At 73.8% G+C, this 14,208-nt stretch carries 11 protein-coding genes and 2 pseudogenes; 8 read left to right on the forward strand and 5 right to left on the reverse strand.

Annotated features, from left to right (window positions below; translation table 11 throughout):
- Positions 1-13 precede the first annotated feature (13 nt).
- Both AB0J86_RS10600 and AB0J86_RS10605 read left to right on the forward strand, forming a co-directional pair.
- Positions 14-517 carry a GNAT family N-acetyltransferase gene (locus AB0J86_RS10600; protein ID WP_363855662.1) on the forward strand — a complete coding sequence of 168 codons (504 nt, stop codon included), beginning with the start codon at positions 14-16 and terminating at the stop codon, positions 515-517.
- 173 nt (positions 518-690) lie between these two features.
- On the forward strand, positions 691-1,350 hold the full coding sequence (locus AB0J86_RS10605) for a GNAT family N-acetyltransferase (protein WP_363855664.1): 660 nt from the start codon (positions 691-693) through the stop codon (positions 1,348-1,350).
- A gap of 22 nt (positions 1,351-1,372) precedes the next feature.
- Here the strand turns inward: AB0J86_RS10605 and AB0J86_RS10610 are convergent, their stop codons facing one another.
- On the reverse strand, positions 1,373-2,290 hold the full coding sequence (locus tag AB0J86_RS10610) for an ATP-binding protein (protein WP_363855665.1): 918 nt from the start codon (positions 2,288-2,290) through the stop codon (positions 1,373-1,375).
- A 165-nt stretch (positions 2,291-2,455) separates the two neighbouring features.
- Here AB0J86_RS10610 and AB0J86_RS10615 point away from each other — a divergent pair, with 165 nt between their 5' ends.
- Positions 2,456-3,064 carry a DUF1349 domain-containing protein gene (locus tag AB0J86_RS10615; RefSeq protein WP_363855667.1) on the forward strand — a complete coding sequence of 203 codons (609 nt, stop codon included), beginning with the start codon at positions 2,456-2,458 and terminating at the stop codon, positions 3,062-3,064.
- Positions 3,065-3,112: 48 nt separating this feature from the next.
- Here the strand turns inward: AB0J86_RS10615 and AB0J86_RS10620 are convergent, their stop codons facing one another.
- Complete coding sequence (locus tag AB0J86_RS10620; RefSeq protein ID WP_363855668.1) at positions 3,113-4,939, reverse strand: long-chain fatty acid--CoA ligase; 1,827 nt, start codon at positions 4,937-4,939, stop codon at positions 3,113-3,115.
- Positions 4,940-5,211: 272 nt separating this feature from the next.
- On the opposite strand from AB0J86_RS10620, the pseudogene AB0J86_RS10625 reads away from it, so the two are divergent.
- A pseudogene (locus AB0J86_RS10625) lies at positions 5,212-6,423 on the forward strand (S8 family peptidase); the annotation flags it as partial.
- Positions 6,424-6,513: 90 nt separating this feature from the next.
- On the opposite strand, the gene AB0J86_RS10630 reads toward AB0J86_RS10625, so the two are convergent.
- Positions 6,514-6,837, reverse strand: coding sequence for a multidrug efflux SMR transporter (locus tag AB0J86_RS10630; RefSeq protein ID WP_363855670.1), 324 nt, complete (start codon positions 6,835-6,837; stop codon positions 6,514-6,516).
- A gap of 58 nt (positions 6,838-6,895) precedes the next feature.
- On the opposite strand from AB0J86_RS10630, the gene AB0J86_RS10635 reads away from it, so the two are divergent.
- From AB0J86_RS10635 to AB0J86_RS10645, 3 genes are all read left to right on the forward strand, one after another.
- Positions 6,896-8,161 carry a S8 family serine peptidase gene (locus tag AB0J86_RS10635; protein ID WP_363855672.1) on the forward strand — a complete coding sequence of 422 codons (1,266 nt, stop codon included), beginning with the start codon at positions 6,896-6,898 and terminating at the stop codon, positions 8,159-8,161.
- A gap of 103 nt (positions 8,162-8,264) precedes the next feature.
- Positions 8,265-9,002, forward strand: a complete 738-nt coding sequence (locus tag AB0J86_RS10640) for a MerR family transcriptional regulator (protein ID WP_363855673.1) — start codon at positions 8,265-8,267, stop codon at positions 9,000-9,002.
- 129 nt (positions 9,003-9,131) lie between these two features.
- The gene (locus AB0J86_RS10645) at positions 9,132-10,025 is read left to right on the forward strand and encodes a virginiamycin B lyase (RefSeq protein WP_363855675.1); all 894 of its coding nucleotides are present in this window, start codon (positions 9,132-9,134) and stop codon (positions 10,023-10,025) included.
- Positions 10,026-10,114: 89 nt separating this feature from the next.
- Here the strand turns inward: AB0J86_RS10645 and AB0J86_RS10650 are convergent, their stop codons facing one another.
- A complete protein-coding gene (locus tag AB0J86_RS10650; protein WP_363855677.1) occupies positions 10,115-11,068 on the reverse strand; it encodes a terpene synthase in 954 nt (317 codons plus the stop codon).
- Positions 11,069-11,482: 414 nt separating this feature from the next.
- A complete protein-coding gene (locus AB0J86_RS10655) occupies positions 11,483-12,112 on the reverse strand; it encodes a TIGR03085 family metal-binding protein (RefSeq protein ID WP_363855679.1) in 630 nt (209 codons plus the stop codon).
- Positions 12,113-12,312: 200 nt separating this feature from the next.
- Between AB0J86_RS10655 and AB0J86_RS10660 the strand changes: the two are divergent.
- Positions 12,313-14,145: pseudogene (locus AB0J86_RS10660) on the forward strand (ABC transporter ATP-binding protein); the annotation flags it as partial.
- Positions 14,146-14,208 lie beyond the last annotated feature (63 nt).

The raw sequence follows: 14,208 nt of genomic DNA on the forward strand, positions 1-14,208 counted from the left end.
GTACGCTCCCGGCGTGGACATCCTGATTCGGCGCGCGGTACCGGCGGACCACCCGGCCATCGCGGAGATCACCGTCGAGGTCTACCGCGAGCTGCTGCCGCCCGGAGGCGAGGACTACCTGCGTACGCTCGGCGACGTGCCGGCCCGGGCCGAGCACGCGGAGCTGCTGGTCGCGGCCGACACCGGGAGCGGGAACGTCGTCGGCGCCGTCGCCTTCGCGCCGTTCGGCAACCCGTACGCGCAGATCACCGGCCCGGGGGAGGCCGAGTTCCGGATGCTCGCCGTCGCCCCCGCCGCGCAGCGCCGCGGCGTCGCCGAGGCCCTGGTCCGCGCCTGCCTGGACCGGACCCGTGAACTGGGCCTGCACCGCGTGGCGCTGGTGACCCAGCAGAACATGCTGACGGCGCAGCGGCTCTACGCCCGGCTCGGTTTCGTCCGGGCGCCCGAGCGGGACTTCTCGCCGGTGCCGGGCGTGCTGCTCTGGGCCTTCACCGTCGAACTCGACGAGGTGGCCTGAGCCGACAGCCGAGGCGACCCGAGCCGGGCGCGGGGGAGGCCCGACCCGGCAGGCGAGGTGGCCCGAGCCGGCAGAGATTCCCTGAGTCGGCCCGGACCGGCGACCGGAGGGCTCCGCCGACCGCGCGATAAGTCGATGGCGCGGGCGTCGTGCCGGTCGTCATGATCGCACCCGTGCTTGCCGAGCTGTGGCCCCAGTACGGCCTCACCATCGTCACTCCGCGACTGGAGCTGCGCCTGCCCCGCGAGGAGGAGTTGGCCGACCTGGCCCGCCTCGCGGGCCGGGGCGTACATCCCCCGGACGAACGGCCGTTCCTGACGCCGTGGACGGATGGCGGCCCGATGGACCGCGCGCGGTACGTGTTGCGCGCCCACTGGGCGCAGCTCGGCGCGTGGAGCGTCGCCGACTGGCGGCTCGGGCTGGGGGTGTTCCACCGCGGCGAGCCGCTCGGGATGGTCACGCTGCGCGCCCGAGACTTCCTGGTCGCGCGCGAGGTCACGACATTCTCGTGGCTGGGAATCGCGCACCACGGCAGGGGAGTCGGGACGGAAGCCCGGATCGGCCTGCTCACCCTGGCCTTCGACCACCTCGGCGCCGAGTCCGCGCGCACCGACGTCTTCCGCGACAACCACGCCTCGCAGGGGGTGTCCCGCAGGCTCGGCTACGAACCCGACGGCATCTCGGTCGACGTGCGCGACGGCGAGGCCGTCGTCTCGGACCGGCTGCGACTGACCCGCGTGGCGTGGGCGCGGCGGGAGCGCCCGGCGGTGCGGGTCGAGGGCCTGGCCGCCTGCCGGGAGATGTTCGGGCACCCGCCGCACTCGTCGATCTAGGGCAAATCGTGGTGATTGGAGGTTAACTCACGAGGATTTGCCCTAGATCGACGGGCAGGTCCGGCAGCCGCAGCCGGCCCCGCAACGGGCGGAGCGCGCGGTCCGGCCGGGGTGCCCGGCGCACCCGGGGCAGCGCCACGGCGGCCCAGACGACCTTGCCGTCCGGTCCGCGCAGCACTCCGCCGCGAACCATGTACCGGGCGACCAGCGCCAACCCGCGCCCGCGTACCGCCAGTCCGGTGTGCTCGCCGACGGAGCCGACCCCGTTCGGGCCGACCCCGTCCGGGCCGTCGTTCCGCCCGGCGAGCGCGTCTCCGGCGGTGCGCCGCTGGCCGAGATCCGGCAGCACGGGCGAGCGGTCGGCCACCGCGATCCGCAGCTGGCGGCGGTGCCGGCAGACCGTCACGTCGATCTCGGTACCGGCGTGCTCCACCGCGTTCGCCACCAGCTCGGAGACGATCAGCTGGCCCGCCTCCACCGCCGCGGGCAGCCGCCAGCGGTCGCAGGACTCCCGGACCAGCCGGCGGGCCGAGGCAGCCGCCCCGGGCGTGGGCGCGAGCCGCAGGTGCGCCCGGCGCACGCCGGGGAAGGGGTGGTGCGGGCGGATACGTCCCAGGGTCTCGCCGAGGCTCGCGCGCAGCGCCGCCGAACCGCCCGGCAGCCGGCGCAGCAGGCCGGTCAGGACGCCGGCGGGGGCCGAGATCAGGACCGGGACGCCGGGCCAGCGGTCGCCCCGGCGCACCACCACGGCGGGGAGCAGCGCCGAGACCGTACGCCCCGACGCGCCGCGCCCGGGTCCCGCGCGGTCGACCACGACGACGGACGACGGGCGGTTCGCGGTGTAGCGGAGCACCGCCCGACGCAGCGCCCTCGCCCGCCCGATGCCCCATCGGCCGGTCAGCGCGATCACCAGGGCGCCGGTCTCCACATGGGCTGCCACCCAGGCCACCATCGTCGCTCGCCCCCTCGTCCCGCTGGCGCCGCCGGCCAGCCGCGCCCTGCCCATCGTTTACCCGGTCGTTCCCGCTTTGAAGCCCGCCGGCCGGCAGCCGGCGCCCCGGTTCGGGTACCCCACCGGTTGGCGGGCTGTGGCACAGTGACCGGGATGCAGATCCCACTCTCCGCGCTGCCCATGTCACTGAGCTGGGACGTCCCGCCCGCCGGTTGCCGCTCCGACGGGGCCGGCTCGCTCCTCGTCGACGCGCCGGCCCGTACCGATCTCTTCGTCGACCCGGCCGGCGGCGAGCCCTCGCTCGGCGCCCCGCGCCTGCTCGGCACCCCGCCCGACGGCGACTTCCAGCTGCGGGCCCGGATCGGCGTCCGCTTCGCGGCCGCCTACGACGCCGGCACGCTGCTGGTCTGGGCCGGCGAGCGCAGCTGGGCGAAGCTCTGTTACGAGCGCTCGCCGCAGGGGGTGCCGATGGTGGTGTCGGTGGTGACGCGGGACGTCTCCGACGACGCCAATGGTGTCGAGGTTCCGGACGGAGAGCCGATCCGCCTGCGCGTCTCCCGGCTCGGCCCGGCGTGGGCGTTCCACGCGGGTGTCGACGGCTCGCGCTGGTCGCTGGTGCGCTACTTCCGCCTCGGCGATCCGGCCGCGCCGGTCCGGGTCGGCTTCGAGGCGCAGTCCCCGACGGGCGAGGGCTGCCGGGTCTCGTTCGACGACGTCGCCTTCGTACCGGAGCGCCTCACCGACCTGCGCGGCGGCGCCTGAGCCGGCGTACCGGTGGCGGTACGCCGGCGGGCGCCGACGGGCGGGCGGTCAGATCGAGGCGAGCGTCCCCTCGTACATCTTCTCGATCTCGGCGGCGAAGTTGGCCTCCACCACCCGACGCTTGATCTTCAGCGACGGCGTCATCTCGCCGTCGGCGATCGTCAGGTCGCGCGGCAGGATGGTCACCTTCTTGATGGTCTCCCAGCGGTTGAGCCGGGCGTTCAGCTCCTTCACGTACCCGTCGACCAGCGCGCGGGTCTCCGGCGCCGTGACGATCGAGGCGTAGTCGCGGCCGGCGAGCGGGCCGTTCGCGGCCCACGCGCCGATCGCCTCGGCGTCCAGGGTGACCAGCATCGTGCAGTAGTTGCGGGACTGGCCCACCACCACGGCCTGCGAGGTGTACGGGCAGATCGCCTTGAACATGCCCTCGATCATCGACGGCGCGATGTACTTGCCGCCGGAGGTCTTGACCAGGTCCTTCTTCCGGTCGGTGATGCGCAGGAACCCGTCGGCGTCGAGCTCGCCGATGTCGCCGGTGCGCAGGTAGCCGTCCGGGGTGAGCGCGGCGGCGGTCTCCTCGGGCAGGTTGTGGTAGCCGCGCATGATCGGCGCGCCGCGGAGCAGCACCTCGCCGTCGGTGTCGATCCGGCATTCGAGGTCGCCGAGGGCTTGGCCGACGGTACCGATCCGGAGCCGCTCCGGGCGGTTGCAGAAGTTGGCGGCGCTCGACTCGGTCAGGCCGTAGCCCTCCAGGATCGGCAGGTTGGCCGCGGCGAAGAAGGCGCTGATCTCCTCGCTGAGCGGCGCCGAGCCGGAGACCAGGATCCGGATGCGCCCGCCCAGCCGGGCCTGCAACTTGGCGAAGACCAGCTTCTCGGCCAGCCGGTACCGCAGCGCGAGCCCGCCCGGCACGGGCTGGCCGGCCTGCTCCAGAGCGACCTTCGCCTTGCCGGTACGCACCGCCCAGGCGAAGATCTTCGCCTTCGCCCCGCCGCCGGACTGGGCCGTGGTGACGGCGCGGTTGTAGACCTTCTCGTAGATCCGGGGCGCGCCGCACATCAGCGTCGGCCGGACCACGCCCAGCAGGTCCACCAGCCGGTCCAGGCGCCCGTCGACGTAGGTGGGGAGCCCGACGTGGAGGACACCGCAGAGCAGCGACTTGCCGAACGAGTGCGACAGGGGCAGCCAGAGGTACTGGAGGTCGTCGGGGCGCAGGATGTCGAGGTCCTCCTGGGCCACCCCCTCCCAGCACCAGCCGGCGTGCAGCAGCTCGACGCCCTTGGGCCGGCCGGTGGTGCCGGAGGTGTAGATCAGCGTGGCGAGCTGGTCGGGGCGTACCTCGGCCGCGATCCGGTCGACCAGCTCCGGATCGGCCGCCAGCGCCCGCGTACCGCGCTCCTCCAGCTCGGCGAGGGTGAGCTGAGGTACGGCCGCGTCCGGGTCGACCGGGCCGTCGATGAGCACGACGTGGGTGAGCGCGGGCAGCTCGGCGTCGGCGATCTTCCCGGCCTGGGTGGGGTTCTCCGCGACCAGCACCCGGGAGCCCGAGTCGGCGAGGATGAAGACGGCGTCCTGCGGCTCGGTGGTCGGGTAGATGGTGGTGGTGGCGCCACCGGCGCACATCACGCCGAGGTCGGTGATGATCCACTCGATCCGGGTGCTCGCGAGGATGGCCACCCGGTCCTCGTGGCCGACGCCGAGCGAGTGGAGCCCGGCGGCGACGGCTTTGGCCTGCCGCCCGATCTCGGCCCAGCTGGACCAGATCGGCCCCGAGTCGTCCGGGGCGGGCCGGGCGAACGCGTCAGCCTCAGGGGTGGCCGCCACGCGTTTGAAGAACATGTCCGGAATGGACTGATATGGTACATCCAAGGCCATGTAAGTATCCGCCTTCGGGGGTGTTCACGTGATCGCGGTCACGTTGATTTGCGGTTACCGCAGGGTAGGGCCTGGCCGGTCGATCCGGCTAGCCCTCGCCTCCGATGGCGTGCGGCTATGCCGGTCGGTCCGCCCGTTCGGGTGGCCGCCCCGTGGCCCGGTGATATGAGTCTTCCGAGATGCCGGTCGGCCGATCGGGCCAAATAGACTCCTATCGATCACCTACACCCAGAGGTCGGATCAGGGAGGAGCGGGAGATGAAACTCCCAGAGATGCGGTACACCCGCCGCCTGGCGCTCGGCATCTTCGCGGCGGTCGCCACCGTCGCGGTGGCCACCGCCGGTCCGGTGGCCGCTGCCCCGGCGACCGGAGTCATCCGGTACGCGGACAGCCCCAACGCCGTGCCCGGCAGCTACCTCGTGGTCCTCAAGGACGCCTCGGTCGGCGCGAAGGCCGGCAGCGCCCGTGCCGTCTCCGTCGTCCCGGGGAAGGCGGTCCTGCTGACCGGTCACTACGGCGGCAAGGTGACCCACGCGTACGGCGCCGCGCTCAACGGCTTCGCGGCCCGGATGAGCGACGAGCAGGCGCGGCGGCTCGCCGCCGACCCGGAGGTCGCCTACGTTGAGCAGGACCAGGTCTTCACGGCGAGCGCCACGCAGACCAACCCGCCGTCGTGGGGCCTGGACCGGATCGACCAGCGGAACCTGCCGCTGAACCAGTCCTACACCTACCCCAACACGGCCAGCAACGTGCGGGCGTACATCATCGACACGGGTCTGCGCTTCACCCACAACGACTTCGGCGGGCGGGCCACCAGCGGCTACGACGCCGTCGACGGCGGCTCCGCCGACGACTGCAACGGCCACGGCACGCACGTGGGCGGCACCGTCGCCGGCACCACGTACGGCGTGGCCAAGGCGGCCCGGTTGGTCGCCGTACGGGTGCTCAACTGCTCCGGCAGTGGCAGCACCACCGGCGTGATCGCCGGCGTCAACTGGGTCACCTCCAACGCGGTCAAGCCCGCGGTGGCGAACATGAGCCTCGGCGGCGGCGCCAGCACCTCGCTCGACAACGCGGTCGCCAACTCGATCGCCTCCGGCGTCACCTACGCGCTGGCGGCCGGCAACTCCAGCGCCAACGCCTGCAACTCCTCGCCGGCCCGGACCCCCGCCGCGATCACGGTGGGCGCCACGACGAGCACCGACGCGCGCGCGTCGTACTCGAACTACGGCACCTGCGTGGACATCTTCGCGCCCGGCTCGTCGATCACCTCGGCCTGGTACACGAGCAACACCGCGAGCAACACGATCAGCGGTACCTCGATGGCCTCGCCGCACGTGGCCGGCGCGGCGGCGCTGGTGCTCGGGGCCAACCCGGGCTGGACGCCGCAGCAGGTCCGCGACTACCTGGTCAACAACGCCACCACCGGCGTGGTGGGCAGCCCCGGCAGCGGCTCGCCCAACCGCCTGCTCTTCGTGGTGAACTGACCCCCGCCCGACGCGGGGTGACGACCGGGGCCTCCGGGTGCGACGGGAGCTGATGACGCTCCGCCCACCCGGGGGCCTCCCGGTCGCTCAGTGGGCGGCGCCGAGCTGCAGCGCGGCCACCCCGGCGATGACCAGCACCAGGCCGACGACCTGGACCCAGGTCAGCGCCTCGTCGAGGAAGAGCACGCCGACGAGCGCGACCAGGGCCACCCCCACGGCCGACCAGATCCCGTACGCGACCCCCACCGCCAGGCCGCGCTTGAGCACCTGGGAGAGCAGGGCGAACGCGGCGAGGTAACCGATCACCACGACCACCGACGGCAGCGGCCGGGTGAACCCCGCCGAGAGCCGCAGGCAGATGGTGGCCGTCACCTCGGTGAGGATCGCGCCCGCCAACAGCAACCAGACCATGCCCTGCCCTCCGCCGAAGCCCCTGTCCAGCGACCTGATTGAACCAAGGAGCGCGACAATGAACTTCCGCAGCCCTCGCGGCCGGCGCCGGCGTGCGGGCGCGCTGGCCGTCGCCGTCGTGGCCCCGCTGGCGCTCGCCGCCCCGGCCGCCGCCGCGCCCGCCGGCGCCATCCGGTACGTGGGCAGCGCCACCGCCGTCGCCGGCAGCTACGTCGTCGTACTGCGCGACAGGACGGCCGGAGCCGTACCGCGCGACGGGGCCACCGTGACCGTGCCGCGTGACGGGGCGACCGGGGCTGCCGCCGCGTCCGCCCAGGTGGCGGGCACCGCGGGAAACCTGACCCGCCGGTACGGGGGCACCGTGACCCGGGTCTACGGGGCGGCGCTGCGCGGCTTCGCGATCCGGACCAGCGAGGCGTCCGCCCGCCAGTTGGCCGCTGACCCGGCGGTCGCGTGGGTCGAACAGGACCGGACGGTCTTCGCGGCCGGTGTCCAGCCGAACCCGCCCTCCTGGGGGCTGGACCGCCTCGACCAGCGCCGATTGCCGCTGGACTCGTCCTTCGCCTTCCCGAACACCGCCGCCTCCGTACGTGCGTACGTGGTCGACACCGGTATCCGCCTCAGCCACGCCGACTTCGGCGGGCGGGCGACCAGCGGCTTCGACGCGGTGGACGGCGGCTCCGCCGACGACTGCAACGGTCACGGCACGCACGTGGCCGGCATCCTCGGCGGGACCGCGCACGGGGTCGCCAAGCGGGTACGACTCGTCGCCGTACGGGTGCTGAACTGCGCCGGCAGCGGCAGCACCGCGGGCGTCATCGCGGGCGTCGACTGGGTGACCGCCAACGCGGTGCGGCCCGCGGTGGCGAACCTGAGCCTCGGCGGCGCGATCAGCGCGGCCCTGGAGAGCGCGGTGGCCAACTCGATCGCCTCGGGCGTCGGCTACACCGTCGCGGCCGGCAACTCGAACACCGACGCGTGCGGCTTCTCGCCCGGCCGGATCCCGGCCGCGATCACGGTCGCCAGCACCGACGCCACCGACACCCGGGCCTCGTCGTCGAACACGGGAACCTGCCTGGACCTCTTCGCGCCCGGCCGGCTGATCACCTCGGCCTGGCACACCGGCGACACGGCGACCAACACGATCAGCGGCTCGTCCATGGCCTCGGCACACGCGGCCGGGGCCGCCGCCGTGGTGCTCCAGGCGCACCCGACCTGGACCCCGCGCCAGGTCCGCGACCACCTGGTGGCCAACGCGACCCCGGGCGTGGTGACCGACCCCGGTCCCGGCTCGCCCAACCTGCTGCTTCACCTGGTCGAATAGCCGGATCCGAACCCGCCCTCGTCGAGCCGCCGATGCCGTCGGTGCACCGTGGCCGGGCCGGCGGCTTGCGGCTTCCGTCGCGTCAGCCAATACGGTGCGGCACATGGGCCAACGACGCTGGAAGATCGGTGAGCTCGCCGCCGCGACCGGGCTGACGGTACGGGCGCTGCGGCACTTCGACGACATCGGGCTGCTGTGCCCTGCGGGGCGCTCGCCCGCCGGGCACCGCTGGTACACCGATGACGACGTGCGGCGGTTGTACCGGATCGTGGCGCTGCGTCAGCTCGGGATACCACTCAGCGAGATCGTCCAGTCGTTGGACGGTGACGTCGGCACGTTCGAGGCGGTGGTGCGGGCGCAGCTCGCTCACGTCGACCAGCACCTTCGTTGGCAACGGCAGCTGCGGTACCGGCTGGGCGCGCTGCTGCGCGCGGTCGAGCAGAGCGCGGAACCGGCAATCGACGAGCTTCTCGAAGCGATGGAGAACATGATGGATCGGAGCCACTTCACCCCCAACCAGTTGGCGCGTGCGAAGCAGCGACACCAGGAGCCCGGGTTCGCTCGGCGGTTCGCCGAGTGGCAGGTCCGCTGCGCGGCTCTCGCCGAGCAGCTTCGGGTCCACCTGGCCGAGGGGACGGACCCGGCCGATCCTGCGGTACAGGCACTCGCGACGCGGTGGCAGACGCTGATGGACGAGCTGACCGAAGGTGACCGAGCCACGCTGTCGTCCGTGTACGCGAGGATCGAGGCCAAGGGAGCGGAAGCCGCCACCCGGGGCGCGCTCCCCGGCGAGGTCTGGGACTATCTGCGACTGGCGCTCGTCGTCGGCTACGGCAGCTGAGGCGCCGCGGTCGGACGCCCACCTGAGCACGGACGTTCCGGCGTCGATGACCGGAGATATCGCTTGCCGGCGGGACCCGGACGTGCCAGCGTTCTCGCGACACTTGATCTCGTTGGAGGGGCCCGACTCATGCAGCAGCCTTCCGCGCCGTCGATCCGGGAGCTGAGCCTGGTCGAGCCGGGCGCCGGCCCGTACGGCGTCACGGCCGGCCCGGACGGCGCGCTCTGGCTCACCCTGGTCCACGCCGGCGAGATCGCCCGACTCACCGTCGACGGCCAACTGGACCGCTACCGGTTGGACGACGCCGCGAGCGGGCCCATGGTGATCACCACCGGTCCGGACGGGGCGCTCTGGTTCACCCGCCGGGACCACCACGTCGGTCGGATCGCCACCGACGGCACGGCGACCGCGTTCGCGCTCCCGTCGCCCGATGCCGGCCCGTACGGCGTCACGGCCGGCCCGGACGGCGCGCTGTGGTTCACCGAGATGAACACCGACCGGATCGGGCGGATCACCACCGACGGCGAGGTCACGGAGTACCCGCTCCCCACCCGGGGCGGCTTCCCCTCGGTGATCACCGCGGGTCCGGACGGCGCCCTCTGGTTCACCCTCAACCAGGCGAACGCCATCGGCCGGCTCTCGCTCGACGGCGAGGCGACGCTTCACCCGATCCCCACCGAGGCCGCCGGGCCCGTCGGGCTCACCCGGGGTACCGACGGCGCGCTCTGGTTCGTCGAGATCGGCGCGGGTCAACTCGGCCGGATCACGCCGGACGGCCGGATCGACGAGTTCCCGCTGCCCGACCGCGCCGCGCGTCCGCACGCCATCGTCGCCGGTCTCGGGGACGGGTGCTGGTTCACCGAGTGGGGCGCCAACCGGATCGGGCACGTGAGCCCCGCGGGCGAGATCCGGGACTGGGAGCTGCCGAGCCCGGCGTCGGAGCCGCACGGCATCGCGGCCGGGCCGGACGGCGCGCTCTGGGTGGCCCTGGAGACGGGCGCCGTGGCCCGCGTGGCGCCCTGACCCCACCGACCCGGCCCGCCCGCCCACCTGCCGGCCCGCCCACCCGCCGGCCCGCGCGCCCGTCCGCCTGTCGCTCCGCCCACCGGCGGTCACTGGTAGCGGCTCGCGCCCAGCGACCAGTCGTAGGTGCCCCGGATCCAGCACCGGCGGGCGGCCGCGAACCGGGTGACGTCCGGATCGCCCTCGGCGAGCACGGCCGTCTCCAGCCGGTCGTACGCGGCCAGTGCGGTGTTGAACCGCCGGACCGCCTCGGCCAGGGCGGCGTACTCGTCCTGTCCCGCCTCGCGGGCGATGGTCAACACGAGGTTGTGCCCGTCGGTTTCGAGCCGACGCTCCTTGTCGTAGGAGAAGACGTCGTTGCACCAGCAGACCAGGTCGGCGGCGAGCGCCTCCAGTTCGGACAACCGCGGATCGGCCAGCCGGGGCGCGTCGGGCTCCGCCCCGTGCCCGATGTCGGTGAGGGTGAAGCTCGGGTACACGGCGCCGGTGTGCCGGCGGTACTGGACGTACTCGGAGATGCCCGGCACCCGGTGGTGCTTGCGGTTCGCGGCCTCCCAGAGCAGCGCGAGCAGGTACTCGCGCACCTGCCGGGTGAAGCGGAGCAGCAGGACGGGCCGGTGCTGGTCGCGGACGCGGCGGCAGAGGTCGTGCAGGGCGGTGCCGGTCGGTCCGGTGGCGTCGAGCAGCTCGGCGGGGACCGGCCCGCCGAGCCGCTCCAACACCTGTAGCAGCCGGGCCACCACCGGTGCCAGCCGGCCGGGGTCGGCACCGAGCCCGTCGTCGTCGCAGCTGTCGTCGAACGAGAAGAGCCAGGTGATCAGGTCGGTCAGCAGGGCGAGCTGCTCCGGCCCGGCGTCCGGGCAGGCCCGCCCGGCCAGGTCGCCGGCGTTCGCCCGGTCCAGCCGCTGCGCGGCGTCCGATGTGGAGACCAGCCCGAGCTCCATCGCCCACTCGGCGGACCGCTGGCCGACCGCACCGGCCCGCTCGTTAACCCGCGCCGGGTACGGCGGTTCGGCGAGCGCGCCGGTGACGAATCTCCGCATGTTGCCTCCTGTCGCGCGATCTTCCGACGCCGGGCAGACGGATCGGGATGCCGTGGTGACGGCAGGTGCGCCGAGGATCCCCTGTGGACGGTGCGGACCGGACGGGCGGTCCGTGGCTACCGGTTCGTGGGACACCGCCGTGTGCTGGTTCGCCGCCGGCGCATCTGGCAATCCCGCCCGTGACCTCCCCGCGGTCAGGTCTCGCTGTCGATGGTTAGCCAAGCTGGGCCGGAGGCCGCGGGCCGACGTCGCCGGACGGCATCCGGAGGGAGCGAGCGATGCGGACGTAGCGTACGGCGCGAAGCGTATCCAAAGTAGGCTATGTCCGTAACGGCGTGCTGCGTTCCTGCGACGGTCGGTGTCCCCGCTGCGCCGATCGGCGCCAGCGGCGGGTCGGACCCTCCGGCCCGGCGCTCAGAAGCCGAGCCGGGCGGTGCGCAGCCGCTCGGCCAGCGCGGGGGAGCCGACGAGCTGCACCCGGGCCACGCGCTGCCGTCCGAACAGGAAGAGTGCCAGCTCGCCGGGCGCGCCGACGAGCCGGGCGACCTCGCCCCGGCTGCCGGCGGAGAACTCGCCGTACCCGGGTGACTGGACGAGCAGCCGCCCCGGCACGCGGCGCAGGCTCATCCGGGCGAGCGGCCCGACCTGCCGCCAGAGCGCGGCCTGCAGCTCGGCCGGCAGCTGCCGGGGCTGCCAGTCCGGCTGGGCCCGGCGCAGGTCCTCGTGGTGGATGTAGAACTCCATGGTGTTGGTCAGCTCGTCCACCAGCCGGTTGCTGACCGGGCTCCACCACGGCGGCCGGCGGACCTGGTCGACCAGTTCGGGGTACGGCCGGCGCGTCGCGGCCAGCCGGATCCGCTCCCCGTAGTCGCGCAGCGGTGGCAGGATCACCCCGGCCCCGGCGTCCGGGCGCCGGTCCCTGATCACCAGGTGCGCGGCGAGGTCGCGGGCCACCCAGCCCTCGTCGATGGTCGGCGCGTCCGGGCCGAGGGCGAGCAGGAGGTCGGCGAGCGACTCGCGCTCCGAACGTGCGTACCGGGCCATGAGCCCGATCCTAAGCGCGTTTTCCCGGGCCCGTCGGGCGGGCGGGCGCGGGTCCCGGTGCCCCTGGCGCGTCGGCGGGGCATGTGACACCCGACATAATCATTAAGAGGTCGTCACAAGCAGTCGGTTCGGTAAGGATTAGGTGGAGAACTGACGCTTACCGCGGGGGAACTGTGGCGACGACCAAGACAAGCCGGGATGTGCTCGGCAGGGGACTGTGGGTGCTCGGCCGGGCGATCCGGGAACAACCCCGGATCTTCACCTTCGCGGTCACCGGGAGCGTGCTCTTCGGCCTCTTGATCGTGGTCAACGCGTACGTGGTGGGCGCCGTCGTCGGCCGGGTGGCGGTACCGGCCATCACCTCGGGGCACGCCGCGTTCGGTGTGGTCGCGCTCAGCGCCGCCGCGCTGCTCGGGATCAGCCTGCTCCGGGTGGTCGGGGTCTTCGGCCGGCGGCTCGGCGCGGGTTACATGCAGTTCCGCCTCCAGGCCGCGTACCGCCGCCGGGTGACCCGCCGCTACCTGGAGCTGCCCCTGTCCTGGCACCACCGGCACGCCACCGGGACCCTGCTCTCCAACGCCAACTCCGACGTGGAGGCGGCCTGGTTCCCGATCGCGCCGCTGCCCTTCGCGGTCGGTACCGTGGTGATGCTGGCCGGCGCGATCATCTCGCTCTTCGCCACGGACTGGGTACTCGCCCTGGTCGGCTGCACGATCTTCCCCGGGCTCTTCGCCCTCAACGTGGTCTACTCCCGGCGAATGGCGCCGCGCCAGGCCCGCGCCCAGCGGCTGCGCGCCGAGGTCAGCGCCATCGCGCACGAGAGCTTCGACGGCGCCCTGGTGATCAAGACGATGGGCCGGGAGGCGCAGGAGACCGAGCGGTTCGCCGCCCGCGCCCACGAGCTGCGCGACGCGCTGATCTCCGTCGGCCGGCTGCGCGGCTTCTTCGACCCGATGCTGGACACGCTGCCGAGCATCGGCACCCTGGCCGTCCTGATCGTCGGGGCGCTGCGCCTGCGCCAGGGCGCCGTCTCGGTCACCGAGGTGGTCAGCGTGGCGTTCCTCTTCACCGTGCTGGCCTTCCCGGTCCGCGCGGTCGGCTGGGTCCTGGCCGAGCTGCCGCGCAGCGTCGCCGGCTGGGACCGGGTGCAGCGGGTGCTGACCGCCACCGGTGAGATGCCGTACGGCGAGACCGAGCTCGACGCGCGCGGCGGCGCCCCGGCCACGCTCACCTTCGACCGGGTCGGCTTCACCTACGAGTCGGCCGACCCGGAGGTCACCAACGCCCCGGTGCTGCACGACATCTCGTTCACCGTCCCGGCCGGCCGCACCGTCGCCCTGGTCGGCCCGACCGGCTCCGGCAAGTCCACCATCGCGGCGCTGGCGGTACGGCTGGTGGACCCCGACTCCGGTACCGTCAGCCTGGACGGGGTGGACCTGCGCACGCTCACCGCCGGCTCGCTGGCGCGTACCGCCGCGCTGGTGGCGCAGGTGCCGTTCGTCTTCGACGACACCATCCGCGCCAACATCACCCTCGACCGGGCCGGGATCGACGACGACGACGCCTGGGCCGCGCTGCGGCTCGCCGAGGCCGCCGGCTTCGTGGCGGCGCTGCCCGACGGGCTCGGCACCGCCGTCGGCGAGCGGGGCACCTCCCTCTCCGGCGGCCAGCGGCAGCGGCTCACGCTGGCCCGGGCGCTGGCCGGCCGTCCCCGGCTGCTGGTGCTCGACGACGCGACCAGCGCGGTCGACCCCCGGGTCGAGGCGGCGATCCTCGCCGGGCTGCGCGGGCGGCCGGGCGGTGCCGAGCCGGGCGGTGCCGAGCCGGGCGGCGGCACGTCGATCCTGGTGGTGGCGTACCGGCGGGCCACCATCGCGCTCGCCGACGAGGTGGTCTACGTCGAACAGGGCCGGGTGGTCGCCCGGGGCACCCACGCCGAGCTGCTGGCGAGCACGCCGGGCTACGCCGACCTGGTCACCGCGTACGAGAAGGCCGAGGCCGACCGGGAACGCGACCTGGGGTACGAGCGGGTCGAGCCGGCCGGCCGGGCGCCGGGGGAGCCGGAGAGCGGGCCGGGCGTACGCCGGGCCGTGGAG

Origin of the sequence: Micromonospora sp. NPDC049559 (assembly GCF_040676675.1) — a bacterium.
Taxonomy (GTDB): Bacteria; Actinomycetota; Actinomycetes; order Mycobacteriales; family Micromonosporaceae; genus JBFAPK01.

Excerpts from the sequence above, each read along its gene's own strand:
- AB0J86_RS10615 (WP_363855667.1), top strand. The coding sequence starts at position 2,456 with ATGCAGATCCCACTCTCCGCGCTGCCCATGTCACTGAGCTGGGACGTC.
- AB0J86_RS10620 (WP_363855668.1), bottom strand. The coding sequence starts at position 4,939 with ATGGCCTTGGATGTACCATATCAGTCCATTCCGGACATGTTCTTCAAA.
- AB0J86_RS10630 (WP_363855670.1), bottom strand. The coding sequence starts at position 6,837 with ATGGTCTGGTTGCTGTTGGCGGGCGCGATCCTCACCGAGGTGACGGCC.
- AB0J86_RS10635 (WP_363855672.1), top strand. The coding sequence starts at position 6,896 with ATGAACTTCCGCAGCCCTCGCGGCCGGCGCCGGCGTGCGGGCGCGCTG.
- AB0J86_RS10640 (WP_363855673.1), top strand. The coding sequence starts at position 8,265 with ATGGGCCAACGACGCTGGAAGATCGGTGAGCTCGCCGCCGCGACCGGG.
- AB0J86_RS10645 (WP_363855675.1), top strand. The coding sequence starts at position 9,132 with ATGCAGCAGCCTTCCGCGCCGTCGATCCGGGAGCTGAGCCTGGTCGAG.
- AB0J86_RS10650 (WP_363855677.1), bottom strand. The coding sequence starts at position 11,068 with ATGCGGAGATTCGTCACCGGCGCGCTCGCCGAACCGCCGTACCCGGCG.
- AB0J86_RS10655 (WP_363855679.1), bottom strand. The coding sequence starts at position 12,112 with ATGGCCCGGTACGCACGTTCGGAGCGCGAGTCGCTCGCCGACCTCCTG.